The 15,491-nt window shown below is 63.4% G+C and carries 16 protein-coding genes, 1 tRNA gene and 1 pseudogene; 6 read left to right on the forward strand and 12 right to left on the reverse strand.

Annotated elements, in window-relative coordinates; genetic code table 11:
* Window positions 1-449: 449 nt before the first annotated feature.
* Window positions 450-1,034, reverse strand: a complete 585-nt coding sequence (locus AC0L3D_RS02115; RefSeq protein ID WP_473642910.1) for a helix-turn-helix domain-containing protein — start codon at window positions 1,032-1,034, stop codon at window positions 450-452.
* A 161-nt stretch (window positions 1,035-1,195) separates the two neighbouring features.
* Between AC0L3D_RS02115 and AC0L3D_RS02120 the strand changes: the two genes are divergently transcribed.
* From AC0L3D_RS02120 to AC0L3D_RS02135, 4 genes are read left to right on the forward strand one after another with little or no spacing between them, the layout of a single operon-like run.
* The gene (locus tag AC0L3D_RS02120; RefSeq protein ID WP_473642912.1) at window positions 1,196-1,681 is read left to right on the forward strand and encodes a fasciclin domain-containing protein; all 486 of its coding nucleotides are present in this window, start codon (window positions 1,196-1,198) and stop codon (window positions 1,679-1,681) included.
* A 28-nt stretch (window positions 1,682-1,709) separates the two neighbouring features.
* A complete protein-coding gene (locus AC0L3D_RS02125; protein WP_473642914.1) occupies window positions 1,710-1,934 on the forward strand; it encodes a DUF378 domain-containing protein in 225 nt (74 codons plus the stop codon).
* Window positions 1,935-1,994: 60 nt separating this feature from the next.
* A complete protein-coding gene (locus AC0L3D_RS02130) occupies window positions 1,995-2,483 on the forward strand; it encodes a TspO/MBR family protein (RefSeq protein WP_473642916.1) in 489 nt (162 codons plus the stop codon).
* The gene (locus AC0L3D_RS02135; RefSeq protein ID WP_473642918.1) at window positions 2,480-2,989 is read left to right on the forward strand and encodes a hypothetical protein; all 510 of its coding nucleotides are present in this window, start codon (window positions 2,480-2,482) and stop codon (window positions 2,987-2,989) included. The genes AC0L3D_RS02130 and AC0L3D_RS02135 overlap by 4 nt, the downstream gene beginning before the upstream one ends.
* Before the next feature lie 166 nt (window positions 2,990-3,155).
* Here the strand turns inward: AC0L3D_RS02135 and AC0L3D_RS02140 are convergent, their stop codons facing one another.
* From AC0L3D_RS02140 to AC0L3D_RS02190, 11 genes and pseudogenes are all read right to left on the reverse strand, one after another.
* Window positions 3,156-4,094, reverse strand: a complete 939-nt coding sequence (locus tag AC0L3D_RS02140) for a site-specific integrase (protein ID WP_473642943.1) — start codon at window positions 4,092-4,094, stop codon at window positions 3,156-3,158.
* 639 nt (window positions 4,095-4,733) lie between these two features.
* Window positions 4,734-4,868 (reverse strand): annotated as a pseudogene (locus AC0L3D_RS02145) (DUF6538 domain-containing protein); the annotation flags it as partial.
* A gap of 96 nt (window positions 4,869-4,964) precedes the next feature.
* A tRNA-Leu gene (locus AC0L3D_RS02150) sits at window positions 4,965-5,049 on the reverse strand.
* A 73-nt stretch (window positions 5,050-5,122) separates the two neighbouring features.
* Window positions 5,123-5,743 carry a 2,3-bisphosphoglycerate-dependent phosphoglycerate mutase gene (locus AC0L3D_RS02155; RefSeq protein WP_473626684.1) on the reverse strand — a complete coding sequence of 207 codons (621 nt, stop codon included), beginning with the start codon at window positions 5,741-5,743 and terminating at the stop codon, window positions 5,123-5,125.
* 33 nt (window positions 5,744-5,776) lie between these two features.
* On the reverse strand, window positions 5,777-6,607 hold the full coding sequence (gene dapB, locus AC0L3D_RS02160) for a 4-hydroxy-tetrahydrodipicolinate reductase (protein WP_473626685.1): 831 nt from the start codon (window positions 6,605-6,607) through the stop codon (window positions 5,777-5,779).
* Complete coding sequence (locus tag AC0L3D_RS02165; RefSeq protein ID WP_473642920.1) at window positions 6,604-8,457, reverse strand: ABC transporter ATP-binding protein; 1,854 nt, start codon at window positions 8,455-8,457, stop codon at window positions 6,604-6,606. The genes dapB and AC0L3D_RS02165 overlap by 4 nt, the downstream gene beginning before the upstream one ends.
* A gap of 114 nt (window positions 8,458-8,571) precedes the next feature.
* Complete coding sequence (locus AC0L3D_RS02170) at window positions 8,572-9,588, reverse strand: glucokinase (RefSeq protein WP_473626688.1); 1,017 nt, start codon at window positions 9,586-9,588, stop codon at window positions 8,572-8,574.
* 324 nt (window positions 9,589-9,912) lie between these two features.
* Window positions 9,913-11,103: a penicillin-insensitive murein endopeptidase gene (gene mepA / locus AC0L3D_RS02175; protein WP_473642921.1), complete on the reverse strand. Its 1,191-nt coding sequence runs from the start codon at window positions 11,101-11,103 to the stop codon at window positions 9,913-9,915.
* A 59-nt stretch (window positions 11,104-11,162) separates the two neighbouring features.
* Window positions 11,163-12,065, reverse strand: a complete 903-nt coding sequence (locus tag AC0L3D_RS02180) for an SDR family oxidoreductase (RefSeq protein WP_473626691.1) — start codon at window positions 12,063-12,065, stop codon at window positions 11,163-11,165.
* On the reverse strand, window positions 12,062-13,222 hold the full coding sequence (queG, locus tag AC0L3D_RS02185; RefSeq protein ID WP_473626693.1) for a tRNA epoxyqueuosine(34) reductase QueG: 1,161 nt from the start codon (window positions 13,220-13,222) through the stop codon (window positions 12,062-12,064). The genes AC0L3D_RS02180 and queG overlap by 4 nt, the downstream gene beginning before the upstream one ends.
* A complete protein-coding gene (locus AC0L3D_RS02190) occupies window positions 13,203-13,895 on the reverse strand; it encodes a glutathione S-transferase family protein (RefSeq protein WP_128169289.1) in 693 nt (230 codons plus the stop codon). Before AC0L3D_RS02190 ends, queG begins: the two co-directional genes overlap by 20 nt.
* Window positions 13,896-14,076: 181 nt before the next feature.
* Here AC0L3D_RS02190 and AC0L3D_RS02195 point away from each other — a divergent pair, with 181 nt between their 5' ends.
* The gene (locus tag AC0L3D_RS02195) at window positions 14,077-14,883 is read left to right on the forward strand and encodes an undecaprenyl-diphosphate phosphatase (RefSeq protein ID WP_023803684.1); all 807 of its coding nucleotides are present in this window, start codon (window positions 14,077-14,079) and stop codon (window positions 14,881-14,883) included.
* A 279-nt stretch (window positions 14,884-15,162) separates the two neighbouring features.
* Entirely contained in the window at window positions 15,163-15,489 is a 327-nt protein-coding gene (locus AC0L3D_RS02200) for a hypothetical protein (protein WP_287171831.1), read from the forward strand.
* Window positions 15,490-15,491: the final 2 nt, after the last annotated feature.

A 15,491-nucleotide genomic window follows, 5' to 3' on the forward strand; every position in this document is an offset into this window, starting at 1 on the left:
TTCGGCTTGGTGAACACCCTAACGGCCAGCATTTTCAATAGTTCCGTACGCCCGATATGCCGTTCTCACGCCCTTATATGGTCGACGGACTATTGCGGCGGACGAAGTCGCAGTTCGCCTCCACGCGGCCCAGCCGCTCGTAGCGGCACCAAAGATCTTCAACACGTGACGCGGCAGTCGTACGGAGCCGCATTGTGATTCTGGCTACCGGAATCCGGCCGCCGACAGAGTGTACGAGTCGCTGAGCGGCCCGCTCGCCTTGAAGGCTACTTTTCATACTTGAAAATCAAGAGCGGACTGGCCATTGGCGGCCCCACTATGCTCTCGAGCAGCAATGCGCCCATCTCGGCCGTTGACTACCCGCGGCTCCCCACCTGAAAGCCGACTTCCTCCACCAACGCTGGCAATGCATAGGGATTGAGTTTCAGGAGTGTTCAGTCAACGCCGGCCTATGAAGAAGTCACAACGATAGCGGTTGATATTTCCTTGCCTTCACGGCGGTAACTGTGCGGAACGCTTGAGTCGAAATATACAGCGTCCCCCGTATCCAGCGCGGCCTCCTTGCCATTCACATTGAGTATAAGCCGACCGCTGAGCACGTAGATGAACTCAGCGCTGCCATGTTGATGCGGCTCTGAGGGCGGCGAATCGACCGGGAACTCGGCGTAGAACGCTTCCATGCGGCGGTCAGAAGCGGGATAGTCCAGGCTTTCGAATAGATAGGCCGGGTGCTTTTCGCCCGGCGGGCTTGGAAGTTTGAGACGCTGCTGCTTTCGGACGATCGCGATGAGCGGCTCCTCCTTGTCGGCATTGAAGAAGTGATCGAGGCCGACGCCGAAAACCATGGCGATCCGAAGCAGCGTGGGCAGCGTTGGAAACATCTGCCCGCGCTCGATCTTCGACAGCATCGCAGGCGAGAGGCCCGTATGCCCGGCCAACTGCACCAACCCCAGCTTCTTTCTCAGACGCAGTGCCTTGATACGAGGGCCGATCGCGTACCGCTGAAGCTCGGTTGAAAGCGTGTCGGAGAGCATGTGGCAAAATTCCTTTTCGTTTCGGGAAACTATGCCAACGATATTATCTTCACAAGAGAATTCTCTTTCTGTTCACGAAAATTTGAGTAGCAAGAAAACTAATTTGCTCCACATGAAAGCCATGACGTGCACCCCGCACCGGTCATCAGAGGAAAAATGCCATGAAGTTCAAAAGTGTTTTGTTCGCTGCAGCGATCACGCTCGGCAGCAGCGTCAGCGCGTTCGCCGCGGAGAAGGATGTCGTCGACACTGCGGTGGATGCGGGTCAGTTCAAGACCCTGGCCGCAGCGCTCGAAGCGGCGGGCCTGGTCACAACTCTCAAAGGGACGGGTCCGTTCACGGTCTTTGCTCCGACCGATGAAGCCTTCGCCAAATTGCCGGCCGGTACCGTCGAAAACCTGCTGAAGCCGGAGAACAAGCAAAAACTCACTGAGATCCTCACCTACCATGTGGTCGCGGGGAAGGTGATGGCTGCGGACGTGGCGGGTATCGATGAAGCGAAGTCGGTAAATGGCGAAATGATCGACATCGAAGTCGAGGGCTCCACCGTCAAGGTCAACGATGCCGCCGTCACTGCTGCCGATCTTGCTGCCTCGAACGGCGTCATCCATGTCATCGACAAGGTGATCATGCCGCCGGAAGGCTGACCCTCATCCCTCGACCTGGAGAAGAACCATGAAGATCATCAACGTTTTTACGCTCATCCTCATAATCGTAGGCGGGCTGAACTGGGGGCTGGTCGGGCTATTCAGCTTTGACCTCGTGGCCGCCATCTTCGGGGCTGGCTCGGGGTTCGCCCGGATCGTTTACATCCTGGTAGGGCTATCGGCGGCCTGGCAGATCACCCCCCTGCTTTCTGCGATGGGCTCCGGCGAGTTCGCTGCTGGCCAGAACCGATAGGGCCTTCGGAGGGACCCGCTTGCCTCGTCGGCGGTTCCCTCCATCTTTTGCCGGATGGACATGCATTCCCTCCTCGTGCTGGTCACCTTCGAGGTCGCGAGCTTCGCTGCGGCGGCTACCGGCGTGATCTTTAGGCCAGGCGACTGGTACAAGCAGCTCGACAAGCCAAGATGGCGCCCGCCCGATTGGCTGTTCGCCCCGGTCTGGTCGGTTCTCTATGCATCGATCGGACTGTCGGGCTGGCTCGTATGGCTAGAGGCAGGCATTGCCGGTGCAGCACTGCCTCTCAGTTTCTATGGAGTCCAACTTCTGCTCAATGCTGCGTGGACGCCGATCTTTTTTGGACTTCACCGACCCGGGCTGGCCGTAGTGGAGATCATGGTGCTTTGGGCTGCGATCCTGGCGACGATTATAATGTTTCACCCCGTGAATGCGGCTGCTGCCTTGCTGCTTTGTCCTTACCTGACGTGGGTGAGTTTCGCGGCGGCACTTAACTTGTCCATCTGGCGGCGCAACCGCTCGAAACCACCGTCGCAGGGCGCCCGATGAGACCCCGGTGGGTCGTCGTGAACGATCGGATGCAGCAAGGCTACCGGTACGCTCTCGTTGCGCCAATTGGCCGTGACTTTCATCCCGATTTCCGGCCAGACTTGACACCGGCCGAGATGCTGGCACTCGGCGTGTTCGGCGGCAAGTACATGACCGATTGTCGCGACGAATTCCCCAACGACTGGTTTGCAGAGGCCCGGCTGTCGTCGGTGCGAAAAGATCCGTCACTTAACTGGTTCGGGGTCGACGCCAGCCAACCGCTCATTGTCTGGCGATCCAAGGGATGGATACATTCCGACGATCCGCGTGGCTGGTTCCAGTGGTACTGCCGCTACCACCAAGGTCGTCGCATGCCCGGCGAGGACGAGCGACAGATCGCCCGTTGGAAAGCTATTCGCCGCCATATCGCGCAGCTTCGCCGAGCCTGCGAGCCTGGGGACTGCTGGTGCCGGCCGCGTCAGCGCCAGGCTCTGCTGCATTGGGCATATGACAGCCGTTCGATTTAACCCTTATGCCGCTGCTGTGCTGAAAAACGTCCGGTATCTTGCTTGCGAGGCTAGAAGCTGCCAGTCCGCTTGCGGCCCCAAATGCGACGTCTGAGTAGTGGTTCGGCGATAACCGTTCTTGGCGCAATCAGGACGTTACGAGCTTGCTCAGCGCAGGCGTGTAGCTCTAAGCGTCTAAGGACACGCCGCGGCGCGGCGGCAGTTCGATCTTCTCGAGCGCTGATGCCATCAGGGCCAAGCCGATATGCCTGTAGACACCCGAGGAACTGCTGTCGGTGTGGCCCTGAATGGCGTCGGCCACGCTGTCAGAAATGCCTACCCTTGAAGCTTCGGTCTTGAACCAGTGCCTCAGCGCATGATTTGGCGCTTTGCGCGGGTCGGAAAACCCGTTCGCTCGAATCCACGTGGCCAGCCGGTTGGCAACGCCTTTCGAGGCATGCTTCCGCTTTGGATCACCTGACGAGCGGCCATAGAAGAGCGGACCTTCGCCTTTCGTTCGCACGAACTCCAGGAAGCCTGCTGCAAGCAGGGCCGGATGAATGGGCACTGTCCTTTCGCTTTCGGCATTTTTGATGCTACCGGCATCGATTGCCGGCGTGATCTTTACGACATGATATCCGTCTTCCTCAAACACATGGCTGAAGTGCAGCTGCGCCACTTCGCCAATCCGTGAACCCGTGGCCGCAGCCAACCAGGGAAGCCACTTCTTCCAAGGTTCCGGAGCGGCGCTCGCCAAATCCAGCAGCCGAGCCACCTCCTCTCCGGTATAGCCCAACATCTTCTTGCCCGCCTTCGTCTTGCGCGCGACCTTGATTCCTTGGGAAGGATCGGACGCCGCGAGCTTGTTCGCCACGGCAAACCTGAACAGCGCACGGGCGCAGCCGAGATAGCCTCGCGAGATGGTTGCCGCTGCCTTCTTAGCTTTGACGAGCTTGTCCTTCCAGCCGACGATATCCTCGGCGGTGATCCGAGTAATGTCGTCCGCCTTGTCCCCGACGAACGATTTGAGGTCGCGCATGATGCCGCGCCAGCTGGACAGTGTGCTGGCACTCGGATCGGTTTCCGCCTCCCAGCGCTCGAAAAGTTCGTCGAGCGAGATCGGCATGGCGGTTGGTGCCGTCGGCGGAGAGATGTGCAAGGCAGGCGCTTCAGGCTTTTCCGCCTGCCGAAAATTGCCTGCACGAAGATCGCCCAGCGAAGGATCAGGTTGTCGCTCGGCGATTGCCCGAAGCGCATCGAGTTCGTTCTCAAGCAGCAATCGGCCAAGAGCGATCGCATCCGAACGGGTGATTTCGGGAATGCGGTTCTCGGCGATCGCGACGAATTCGCCAAGGTTTCCGGTCGCCCGCATGCTCTGCAACGTCTCGATCCGCTTCCCAAGGCGAAACCGATTGACGAACGCGATGACCTTTTCGAGATCACCTTCGGCAACGAGGTGGTCGAAATAGGTGTAGGCATCGACCTCTTCGTGCCCAAAGTCGGCCGGCACCGGCAGCGGTCCGAACTCGCCGCGCCAGAACCGTGCTGGCGCCGCGGTCGCCTGGCTGAAGAGCTCCGCACGGCGGCAGAACTCGTGATCGCTCGCCGCGATGGCGTGTTCGCGGGCGATCTCGCGGAAGCCGGCACGGATCGTTCGCGAGTCCGGCGCAGCAATGCCAAGATTGTCATAGGCAACCTTCTCGGCACGAATCGCGTCAAACTGGTTTTCCAGTTCGACGTTCTTGCGAGCGAGACGCGACTTGGCGGTTTTGAGATCTTTTGTACGCAAGGATCGGACCACGAGTTGTCGCCCGTATATAGGGGCAATGTCCGTAGGAACCCAAATTCGGCAGTAAAAAGTGCCGCTGCGCGTCATCATCCGTTCGGGCAGTGTCGCCATTCGATTCGAGCCCCGACTATAACAGTCACTGTTACAACTGGGCCGAACTGGAAAGGCGAATCAGAACCTGAATGAAATCAGGTGCTTACAAGATGATGGTGCCCAGAAGAGGACTCGAACCTCCACGCCTTGCGGCACACGGACCTGAACCGTGCGCGTCTACCAATTCCGCCATCTGGGCTGGTGCGCGCTCATTAAGCGGGCGAGGCATGAGTGTCAACGCGCTTTTTTGAAAGGCGCGAACCACTGCCGGCTTACCCCTCCAGCACTTCCTTGGATGCCACCGTCGAATCGGCGTTGAGCCTGTAGATGACCGGCACGCCGGTGCCGAGCTCTAGTCTGACGATCTCCTCGCCCGACTTGCCGTCCAGCGCCATGATCAGCGCGCGCAGCGAATTGCCGTGCGCCGCCACCAGCACCGTGCCGCCGCGCAGCACATGCGGCTGCAGGTCGTGCAGATAATAGGGCCAGACGCGCGCGCCGGTGTCCTTCAGGCTTTCGCCGCCGGGCGGCGGCACGTCGTAGGAGCGGCGCCAGACATGCACCTGCTCCTCGCCCCATTTCTGGCGCGCGTCGTCCTTGTTGAGGCCGGAGAGATCGCCATAGTCGCGCTCGTTCAGCGCCTGGTCGCGGATGGTCTCGAGATCGCTCTGGCCGACCGCGTCGAGAATGTGCTGGCAGGTCTTCTGCGCCCGGATCAGCGACGAGGTGAAGGCGATGTCGAATTTCATGCCGCGCGCCTTCAGCTTGGCGCCCGCCTTCCTGGCCTCGGCGTGGCCCAGCTCGGTCAGGTCGACGTCGCGCCAGCCGGTGAAAAGGTTCTTCAGGTTCCATTCGCTCTGGCCATGGCGCACGAGCACGAGAGTTCCCGACATTTTTGCTCCTTAGGTTTGGTGGATGAGATCGTCTCAGGCGAGTCCGAGCACGTCGCGCATCGAATACAGTCCCGGCTTCCTGCCGCGCGCCCACAGTGCGGCCTTGACCGCGCCGCGGGCGAAGATCGCCCGGTCCTCGGCGTGATGGGCAAGCGTGATGCGCTCGCCGGTGCCGGCCAGCACGACGCTGTGGTCGCCGACCACCGAGCCGCCGCGCAGCGTGGCGAAGCCGATCGAGCCGGTCTTGCGCACGCCGGTATGGCCGTCGCGCGACCGCACGCTGTTCCCGTCAAGATCGATGCCGCGCCCGGCGGCGGCGGCTTCACCGAGCAGAAGCGCCGTGCCCGACGGCGCGTCGACCTTGTGCCGGTGGTGCATTTCCAGGATCTCGATATCGAAATCGTCGGCATCGAGCGCGCGCGCCGCCTGCTCCACCAGCACCGCCAGCAGATTGACGCCGAGGCTCATATTGCCTGATTTGACGATCGTCGCGTGGCGCGCCGCAGCAGTGATCCTTGCATTGTCGTCCGCCGAGCAGCCGGTGGTGCCGATGACATGGGCGATGCGCGCCTGCGCCGCGTAGCCGGCGAATTCGACGGTCGCCGCCGGGCTGGTGAAATCGAGGACGCCGTCGGCCCTGGCGAAAGCCGGCAGCGGATCGTCGCCGATCACAACCCCGATAGTGCCGATGCCGGCCAGTTCGCCGGCATCCTTGCCGAGATGCGGCGAGCCGGCCCGCTCGATCGCGCCGGCGACGCGGGCGCCCGGAATGGTATGGGTGGCGCGGATCAGCGCCTGGCCCATCCTTCCGGCCGCGCCGACCACCACCAGGCCCATTTCATTGACGTCGTTTGTACCGCTCATAAAGTTCTCCCGACCGCCTTCTTCGCGCGTTGCCCCGGAGTTTGGATCGGCTTGCCGTCGTCGACAAGCCCCAGCCCCTTGTTGCCCTGCACCCGGTGGAACCGGGCATAGACGCTGTGCGGGTCGGCCATCAGCGAGGCATGCGTGCCCTGCTCGACCAGCCGGCCCTGTTCCAGCACGATGATATGATCGGCATTGACCACGGTCGACAGCCGGTGCGCAATGACGATGGTCGTGCGCCCCGCCATGATCTGGGTCAGCGCCTGCTGGACGCGCGCTTCCGCTTCGTTGTCGAGCGCCGAGGTCGCCTCGTCGAGCAAAAGGATCGGCGTCTGCCGCACGATGGCGCGGGCGATCGACAGGCGCTGGCGCTGGCCGCCCGACAGCGTCAGGCCGCCTTCGCCGACAGGGGTGTCATAGCCCTGGGGCTGCTGGCGGATGAAGCCATCGGCCTCGGCCTGTTGCGCGGCCAGCTCGATCTCGGCGTCGCTGGCGCTCAGCCGCCCGTAGCGAATGTTGTCGCGAATGGTGCCTTCGAACAGATAGGGCTGCTGCGAGACATAGGCGATGGAGCGGCGCAGCGACTGCTTGGTGACTTTCGAAATGTCCTGGCCGTCGACCTCGATGCTGCCTTCGTCGACATCGTGGAAACGCTGCAGCAGCGCCACCAGCGTCGACTTGCCGGCGCCCGCGGCGCCGACGATGGCCGTCATCTTGCCGGCGGCGGCAACGAAGCTGAGATCCTGCAGCACCGGGGCGTCGGCGACATAGCCGAACGACACATTGTTGAAGCGCACCTCGCCGCGGGTGATCTTCGCTTCGGCCGCTCCGGGCGCGTCGCCCTGCTGCGGCTCGAGGTCGAGCAACTCGTAGATCATGCGTGCATTGACCAGCGCCCGTTCCATGCCGACTTGCATGCGCGCCAGCCGCCGGGCCGGGTCGTAAGCAAGCAGCAGTGCGGTGATGAAGGAAAACACCGCACCGGGCGGCTGGCCGCTGACGGCTGCCCGGTAGCCGGAATAGGCGATGACGCCGGCGACGGCGAAACCGGCCAGCATGTCGGAGATCGGCGATAACCGTTCCGAGACGCGAGCGATGCGGTTTGCCCGCTGCTCGGCGCCGGCGACAAGATCGCTGATGCGCCGCGACAGCTCGTCCTCCAGGGTAAACGCCTTGACGATGGCGATGCCTTGCGTTGCTTCCTGCATGGCGCCGATCAGCCGCGCGTTTATCTGCACGGCTTCGCGCGTGGCGCGCCTTATCCTGCGGGTCAGGTAGACGACGGTGTAGATCAGCGGCGGCCCGACCAGCAGCGACATCAGCGACAGCATCGGATCCTGCCAGATCATGACGCCGATCAGCGCGATCAGCGATACGGCGTCGCGTGCCAAGGATGTCAGCGTCATCGACAGCAGGTCGCGGATGCCGTTGACGTTCTCGTTGATCTGGGCGGCCAGCCGTCCCGAGCGCGTGTCGTTGAAGAAACCGATGCCGAGCTTCATCAGATGGGCGAAGATGCGGCGCTGGTAGCGCGCCACCAGATTGTTGCCGATCCTGGCCAGCGTCACCGCCTGGCCGTAGGTGGCCAGCCCGCGCAGCATGAAGGCGCCCAGGATCAACAAGCAGATCAGCGCGATGAGATCGCCGCGCTGCTGGTAGAATATCTGGTCGACGACATCCTTCATGATCCAGGCGGTGAAGGCGGTCGTGGCCGCAACCATCACCAGGCACAGAACGGCCAGAGCATAATACCAGCGATAGTCGCGGCCGTTCTCAGTGAGAATGCGGCGGATCACCGCCACGACCTCGCCGGGCCGGGCTTTGGCTTGGTGGTTTAGCGACTGGTTCAAGTCGGGATCGTTCCGTGATGTCGGTCCGGCTCCGCGGCCGGGTTAATTCGGCAATCCTCTTAGCGCCCCGGTGCCGGCTTGCCTATGGCCGAGGCCGGCAAAAACTCTGTGGGGTCACGCCCGCCAGCGTCGCCCCGCCGTCTGGACGCCGAACAGCGATGGGTTTCTGGCAAAGGCGGCAAGGCCGGAAAGCGCTGCCAGCGGATGGGTGATCACATAGACCGGCATGGTGCGCATCAACTCGCTGTGCGGCGCCTTGTCCTCGAAGGCGGCGCGGAAATTGCCGGTTTTCAGCGCCGGCAGGATTTTCTGCGCGATGCCGCCGGTCAGGAAAACGCCGCCGCGGCTCATGAACACCAGCGCAAGGTCGCCGGCGGTGCGCCCCAGGCAGGTGACGAACAGCGACAGCGCTTCCTCGGCCACCGGATCTGACTTCGCCAGCGCCGCGGCGGTGACCTCGGCCGGCGTGGTCAACGGCGCCGGCTTGCCGTCCGCCTTGGCCACCGCCCGGTAGGCATTGACCAGGCCGCGCCCGGACAGGATCTGTTCGCCGGAGATTCTGCCCTCGAGCTTCTCGATATGCGCAAACACCTGGAAATCGCGCGGCGAGCGCGGCCCGATATCCATGTGCCCGCCCTCGCCGGGCACCGGGATCCAGTGGTTCAGCGCGTGCACCAGGCCGGCGACGCCAAGCCCGGTCCCGGGGCCGAGCACCACGCGCCCGGCATTCGGCTCCGGCGCATCGCCGCCGATCATTTCCATATGCTCTTCGCCGAGCGCCACGACGGCCAGCGCCTGCGCCTCGAAATCATTGAGCACCACGACGTCGCCGAGGCCGAGGCTGGCAAACATCTTTTTCGGCTTGACGATCCACGGGCAGTTGGTGAGCGGGATCTCGTCGCTGTCGACCGGGCCGGCCACCGCCAGCACGGCGGAGTTGGGCCGCATCGACGAGCGGTCGAGCACCGCCGCCTGGATCGCCGCGTCGATCGTGTTGAAATTGGCGGTCTGGACGATCTGCGGTTCGGTTGATTCCGAATCCGCGTCGAGCACGATCGAAAAGCGCGCATTGGTGCCGCCAATGTCGCCGATCAGGACCGGAAACTGCAGCACGGTGTCGTCGTCTGGCATGCTCTCGTCCGTCCCGGTTCCCAGTGGCGTTCCGTTCTTTCGTTGACTACCGCATGACCCGGGAAAGGGAAAGTCGCTTCAGGGTCAGTTCCGGAGCAATCACTTCCGGTCCGAATTTCGTACTAACCTCATTCAGCGTTGGCGCTGCCCCTCACCTGCCTGCCGGCATCCTCTCCCCGAATAGTGACGGGGAGAGGGACGCTCTTGTCACCGGTTTCGCCAATCACCAGCGTCGCAGGCAGGGCGCGAAGGCAGCGGCCAGCCCGAGAAATGCCCGGCAGGGCAATGAGGGGCGGCGCCGACCCCAACAGTTGGCTGTTGGCCTCAATACCCCGGCCGGGGTCGCGGCAGCGGAATGCCGATCTCGGGCGTTTCGGCGTAGGCGTTGGCCGTGGCCGTGGCCGGGAGGGCTGCCGCGCCGCTTGCCGATGCCCGCGCCGGCGACGGAGCCTTGGTGAGAACGGGTGCAGCCGCGACCGGCACCCCGTCGCCATGATAGTCGCCATAATAGGTGACCGCCTCCGCCGAAGCCGGATTTGGCCCGTCGAGCACGGCCTGGCATGCTGCGGGCAGGCTGGCCATCGTCATCAGGTCGCGCGCTTTCGGCCTGTCCGAGTTCTTGTTCGGGCGCCACGGCTCCTCGGTGAACCACCATGCCAGCGACTGGTCGCAGCCGTCGCCTGGCGCGGTGTTTTCCTGCGCCTTGCATTTGGGCGAGCCGGGCTGGCAGCCGATGCGGATGTGGAAGTGATAGTCGTGGCCCCAGAACGGCCTTACCTTGCGCAGCCATCCACGGTCGCCTTTCACCGTGTCGCATAGCTTCTTCTTGATGCCGGGATTGACCAGGATGCGCTCGACTTCCGCATAGCTTGCCGCGCGCTTCAGCAGCCGCGTATGCGCCGGCGCCCAGAGCGCATCTTTAACCAAATGGGTCTTTTCGTCGACAAGCAAGGTGGCGCTCATGTTTTCGCGCTGCTCGAGCGAAAGCTTGCGGTCGGGCATTGGCGTCAGCCAGATGTCGGCGTCGAGGCCGATCTGGTGCGAGGCATGGCCGGTCAGCATCGGACCGCCGCGCGGCTGCGAAATGTCGCCCACCAAAAGGCCGGGCCAGCCATCGGCCGCGGCGTCGCGCGACAGTCTCTCGATCAGCGCGATCATCGTCGGATGGCCCCAGCGGCGGTTGCGCGAAGGCCGCATCACCTCCCATTTCGGGCCGTTCAGGGGTATGGCGACGCCGCCGGCAAAGCAGCCCTTGGAATAAAAACCGATCGACTGCGGCAAAGCCACGGCCGGCAGTTTTTTGGCGCCGAACAGGTTTTTCGCCAGTTCCTCGGCCGCCGCAGGTCGCGCTGCAAGCCCCGCCAAGGCGAGGACGGCGAGTGCTGCTAATGCATGTCGCCCAAAAGTGCGCAGCGGTTTTGGGACAACGACATGCGTAAACAGAAATCTAAAGCGCGTTGCGACGAGCTTCAGCAGCAGCGATTTGCCGGGCAATGGTCGCTTCAACATCGTCATGAAAGCAGAACCCCTCTGCAAATTGGTCGAATCATATCACGCCCGGCGCGCGATTTCGATCACGACCGCTTCATCGGGCTGCGCGCGTCGCCATCGCGCCAGTTGCCCAAAACCCACATATGGTCGAACGCCGACCGGTAGTCGGGAAAGCGGAAGCGATAGCCGGCCGCCTTGATCGCCGTGTTGGCGACACGCTTGTTCTCGCCATAGAAGGACCGCGCCATGGGCGAAAGTTGGGCGGTCTCGAACGGAATTTCCGGCGGCGGTGTGACGCCCATCAGCCCTGCGGCATAGGTGACGACGTCCTGCGGCGGCGCAGGCAGGTCGTCGGTGACGTTGAAGATGCCGCCGCTGATGTCCTCGAGCAGATGCCAGAGCGCCCCGGCAATGTCGTCGCAATGGATGCGGTTGAACACCTGGCCGGGCTTGATCAGCCGCCGCGCGGTGCCGTTTTCCAGATTGACCAGGGCATTGCGGCCCGGCCCGTAAATGCCGGAAAGCCGCAGGATCGCCACCGGCCGGGCGATGTCTCGACCCAGCTTCAGCCAGTCCTGCTCGGCGGCGACACGCAGCATCGAGCGCTTCGACAGCGGCCTGCATTCGGCGGTCTCGTCGACCCAGCCGCCGCCATGGTCGCCGTAGACGCCGACGGTGGAGAGATAGGCGATCCATTCGAGCGCCGGCATCTTCGCGATTGCCTGGCGCGCCGCATTCAGCACCGGGTCGCCGGCCTCTTCCGGCGCCACCGAGACGACGAGGTGGGTTGTTTTCTCGAGCGCGTCGCTGATTTCAAGCGTCAGCGCGCCATCGAAAAGCAGCGGCTGGATTCCGGCTTGCCGCAGCGCTTCGAATTTCTCCGCTGCGCGTGTCGTGCCAAGGATCGTGCCGGCATCCTTGCTGGCGCGGGCAAATGCCTTGCCCGAATAGCCGGCGCCGAAAATGAGGATCTGCTTCTCGCTCATGCATGCGCCTCGATCTGGTTTGCCAGCGCCAGGCGCCATTCGCGTCGCACGGCCTCGTCGCCTTCTGCTTTCACCGCAGCGGTGGCCGATTTGGCGAAATCCGAAGCCGGCACAAGCCGTGACAGCGCCCATACCGCTGCGCCGCGCACCAGCGGCGAGGCGTCACCGAGCAGCGCACGCACGGCGTTTCCGAGCGAGGGTTCGCCGGAATTGCCGGCGGCGATCAGCACGTTGCGGACAAAGCGGTCGCGACCGATGCGCTTGACCGGCGAACCGCTAAAGAACGACCGGAAGGAAGCGTCGTCGAGCGCCAACAGATCGGCGAGCGGCGGCTCGCGCAAGTCCGCGCGGGCGACGAGCTTTGCCTCGGACGCTGCCCGGGCAAACTTGTTCCATGGGCAGGCGGCCAGGCAATCGTCGCAGCCATAGATGCGGTTGCCGATTTTTTCGCGGAACTCGTGCGGGATCGGCCCCTTGTTCTCGATGGTGAGGTAGGAGATGCAGCGGCGCGCATCGAGCCGGTAGGGAGCCGGAAAGGCGTCGGTCGGGCAGGCGTCGAGACAGGCGCGGCAAGAGCCGCAATGGTCGTCTTCGGGCGTATCGGATGCAAGCTCGGCGGTGGTGAAGATGGTGCCAAGGAACAGCCAGGAGCCGTGCTCGCGGCTGACCAGATTGGTGTGCTTGCCTTGCCAGCCGAGGCCGGCGGCTTCTGCCAGCGGCTTTTCCATCACCGGGGCGGTGTCGACGAACACTTTTACGTCGCTCCCAGAGTGCCCCACGATCTTGCCGGCGATCTCTTTCAGCCGGCCCTTCATCACATCGTGATAATCGCGGTTCTGCGCATAGACGGAGATCGCGCCCCGCTGGCGCTTGCCCAGCACCGCGCGCGGGTCGTGGTCCGGCCCGTAGTTCATGGCCAGCACGATGATCGAGCGAACTTCGGGCCAAAGCGCCAGCGGCTCGCCGCGGCGTTCGAGCGTCTCGGCGATCCAACCCATCGAGCCGTGGAAGCCGTCGGCGACGAATGCGGCAAGCCGGGCCGGCGCCTGCGGGATGGCATCGGGCGTGGTGACGGCAACGGCATCGAAACCGGCGCGCCGCGCCTCGCTGTCGATCAGCGCGCGCAAGTTTTGCGATCTAGAAATCGAGGTCCGCATAATGTGACACCGGTGACAGGCCGCGCACCCGGTCGGACAAAAGCGGCCGGAACGATGGCCGTGATTTCACCCGTGCATACCATTCGCGCGCGGCAGCGTGTTCGCGCCAGTCGATCTCGCCGAGATAGTCGAGCACGGACAGCGCAGCCGCAGCTGCGAGGTCGGCATAGGTGACCTTGCTGCCGGCCAGCCAATGGCGGGTGCCGGCCAGCCAGTTGGTGTATTTCATGTGCTGGCGGATGTTGGCGCGCGCGGCGCGGATCGCCGCCGAATCGGGCGAGCCGCCGCCCGCCGTTTCCGGCATGATCGGCTTCAGCACGCGCTCGCGCACCAGGTGCCGCGTCACCTCGCTATCGGCCTTGCTGAGATACCAGTCGGTCAGCCGGCGGATTTCGGCGCGCTCCATCGGGTCCTCGGCGAACAGCCGCTTGTCGCGCTTGAGCACGCCGCGCGTCTCGTCGAGATATTCGCCGATGACCATGGCGCCGACGATCGGCACGTCGCCCTCGGCAAGCAGGATCGGCAGCGTGCCGGCCGGGTTCAGCGCCAGGAACTCCTTGCGCCGCATCCACGGCTTTTCCTCGATCAGCGCCAGTTCCTCGCCATACTCGCCGAAAGCGAGGCGAACGAAGCGGCAGGTGGCGAACATCGGGTGGTGGAAAAGCGTCAGCATGGTCCCGCGATAATAGAGCGCACTGGCAAATCGCCGGCTGCGCCGGTAAGTCTTGGCCGCCCCGATTCAGGGGGCCGCCCCGATTCAAAGGGCCGTCAGGGTGCTGCGACCTATAGGAGGAGTTCCGCGCCATGACAAGCAAGCCGTTCTTCAAAGCTCTCACTCGAACGCCGAGGTTTCCATGGAAAGCCAGACCATTGTCGAAGCGCTGCTGCTCGGCATGATCGAGGGCATGACCGAGTTCATTCCGGTCTCGTCGACCGGCCATATCCTGCTTGCCGGTCATTTTCTCGGCTTCCATTCGACCGGCAAGGCCTTCGAGATCCTGATCCAACTCGGCGCCATACTGGCGATCCTCAGCGTCTATTTCCATCGCCTGTGGCAGATGCTGGTCGACCTGCCGCGTGATCGGGTGACGCGGCATTTCGTTCTCGGCATCCTCGTTGCCTTTCTGCCGGCGGCCGTCATCGGCGCGCTGGCGCATGGCTTCATCAAGACGGTGCTGTTTGAATCGCCGAGGCTGATCTGCGTCATGCTGATCATCGGCGGCCTGGTCCTGCTGTGGGTGGATCGGTTCAAGCCGAAGCCGCTCTATCACGACGTCGAGCGGTTTCCGCTCCGGCTCTATCTGCAGATCGGACTGTTCCAGTGCCTTTCGCTGATCCCCGGCACGTCGCGTTCCGGTTCGACGATCGTCGGCGCGCTGCTTCTGGGCGTCGACAAACGCGCGGCTGCGGAATTCTCCTTCTTTCTCGCCATGCCGACGATGGTCGGCGCCTTCGCCTTCGACCTGTTCAAGAACCGCAATGTGCTGACCAGCGCCGATCTGCCCATCATCGCCGCCGGTTTCATCGCCGCCTTCGTCGCGGCGCTTATCGTCGTGCGCTTCCTGCTCAACTACGTCTCGCGCCACGGCTATTCGCTGTTCGGCTGGTGGCGGCTGGTTATCGGCACCGTCGGCCTGGCGGCGCTGTTCGTCCGGGGGTGAGGCGGCACGCTTATTTTGTCGCCAAGGGCTCTAGTTGTTCGTTTGGCCTAACAATGTCGGCTGATGGTGGGGGACGACCAGCGTAGACCCGCCCCTCCAACCCAAGCCGTCGTCGCGGGGTCGTTCTCGCCCGCTTGAATGCATCTGATGGCCGAATCGACTGTGTTCACCACTCTTCAGAACTTTTTCACGCCGATATCATGACTTCGAACGAGCCCTCGCGTCCTCTCTCCCACGACGTTCCCACACGGTTCGGGCGTCGAACTGAGGAGATAAAGGGTGATCAACCGCATCTTGGGAGTTCTCGTGATCGGCGCCGCGACCACCGCGTCCGCTGGTGATGGTCTGAGCCGCCACATTCTCGAACGGGCAGCAAGCTGTTGGCCTACGCAGACGGCGATGCGCGGGATCAGCTTCAGTGCAGATGTCCACGTCAGCTTCACCCGCGAGGGGCACGTCAGTGCCATCCAGATCGTCGACGTAGCGCCGCAGACCGAGACGTTCAAGGGCTTGGCCAGGGATTTCGCGGATGCATTGAAGCGCTGTGGTCCGTACGTCACCGAAGGCAAGAGCGAAATGAACCTCAATCTCTCATGGCCGCTGTAAAC

Source organism: Mesorhizobium sp. WSM4837, from assembly GCF_055811435.1.

Bases quoted from the DNA above. Each gene is read 5' to 3' on its own strand.
- AC0L3D_RS02180 (WP_473626691.1), bottom strand. From the start codon at position 12,065: ATGAGCGAGAAGCAGATCCTCATTTTCGGCGCCGGCTATTCGGGCAAG.
- AC0L3D_RS02195 (WP_023803684.1), top strand. From the start codon at position 14,077: ATGGAAAGCCAGACCATTGTCGAAGCGCTGCTGCTCGGCATGATCGAG.
- AC0L3D_RS02170 (WP_473626688.1), bottom strand. From the start codon at position 9,588: ATGCCAGACGACGACACCGTGCTGCAGTTTCCGGTCCTGATCGGCGAC.
- AC0L3D_RS02190 (WP_128169289.1), bottom strand. From the start codon at position 13,895: ATGCTGACGCTTTTCCACCACCCGATGTTCGCCACCTGCCGCTTCGTT.
- mepA (WP_473642921.1), bottom strand. From the start codon at position 11,103: ATGACGATGTTGAAGCGACCATTGCCCGGCAAATCGCTGCTGCTGAAG.
- queG (WP_473626693.1), bottom strand. From the start codon at position 13,222: ATGCGGACCTCGATTTCTAGATCGCAAAACTTGCGCGCGCTGATCGAC.
- AC0L3D_RS02135 (WP_473642918.1), top strand. From the start codon at position 2,480: ATGAGACCCCGGTGGGTCGTCGTGAACGATCGGATGCAGCAAGGCTAC.
- dapB (WP_473626685.1), bottom strand. From the start codon at position 6,607: ATGAGCGGTACAAACGACGTCAATGAAATGGGCCTGGTGGTGGTCGGC.
- AC0L3D_RS02140 (WP_473642943.1), bottom strand. From the start codon at position 4,094: ATGCCGATCTCGCTCGACGAACTTTTCGAGCGCTGGGAGGCGGAAACC.
- AC0L3D_RS02125 (WP_473642914.1), top strand. From the start codon at position 1,710: ATGAAGATCATCAACGTTTTTACGCTCATCCTCATAATCGTAGGCGGG.
- AC0L3D_RS02155 (WP_473626684.1), bottom strand. From the start codon at position 5,743: ATGTCGGGAACTCTCGTGCTCGTGCGCCATGGCCAGAGCGAATGGAAC.
- AC0L3D_RS02130 (WP_473642916.1), top strand. From the start codon at position 1,995: ATGCATTCCCTCCTCGTGCTGGTCACCTTCGAGGTCGCGAGCTTCGCT.
- AC0L3D_RS02115 (WP_473642910.1), bottom strand. From the start codon at position 1,034: ATGCTCTCCGACACGCTTTCAACCGAGCTTCAGCGGTACGCGATCGGC.
- AC0L3D_RS02120 (WP_473642912.1), top strand. From the start codon at position 1,196: ATGAAGTTCAAAAGTGTTTTGTTCGCTGCAGCGATCACGCTCGGCAGC.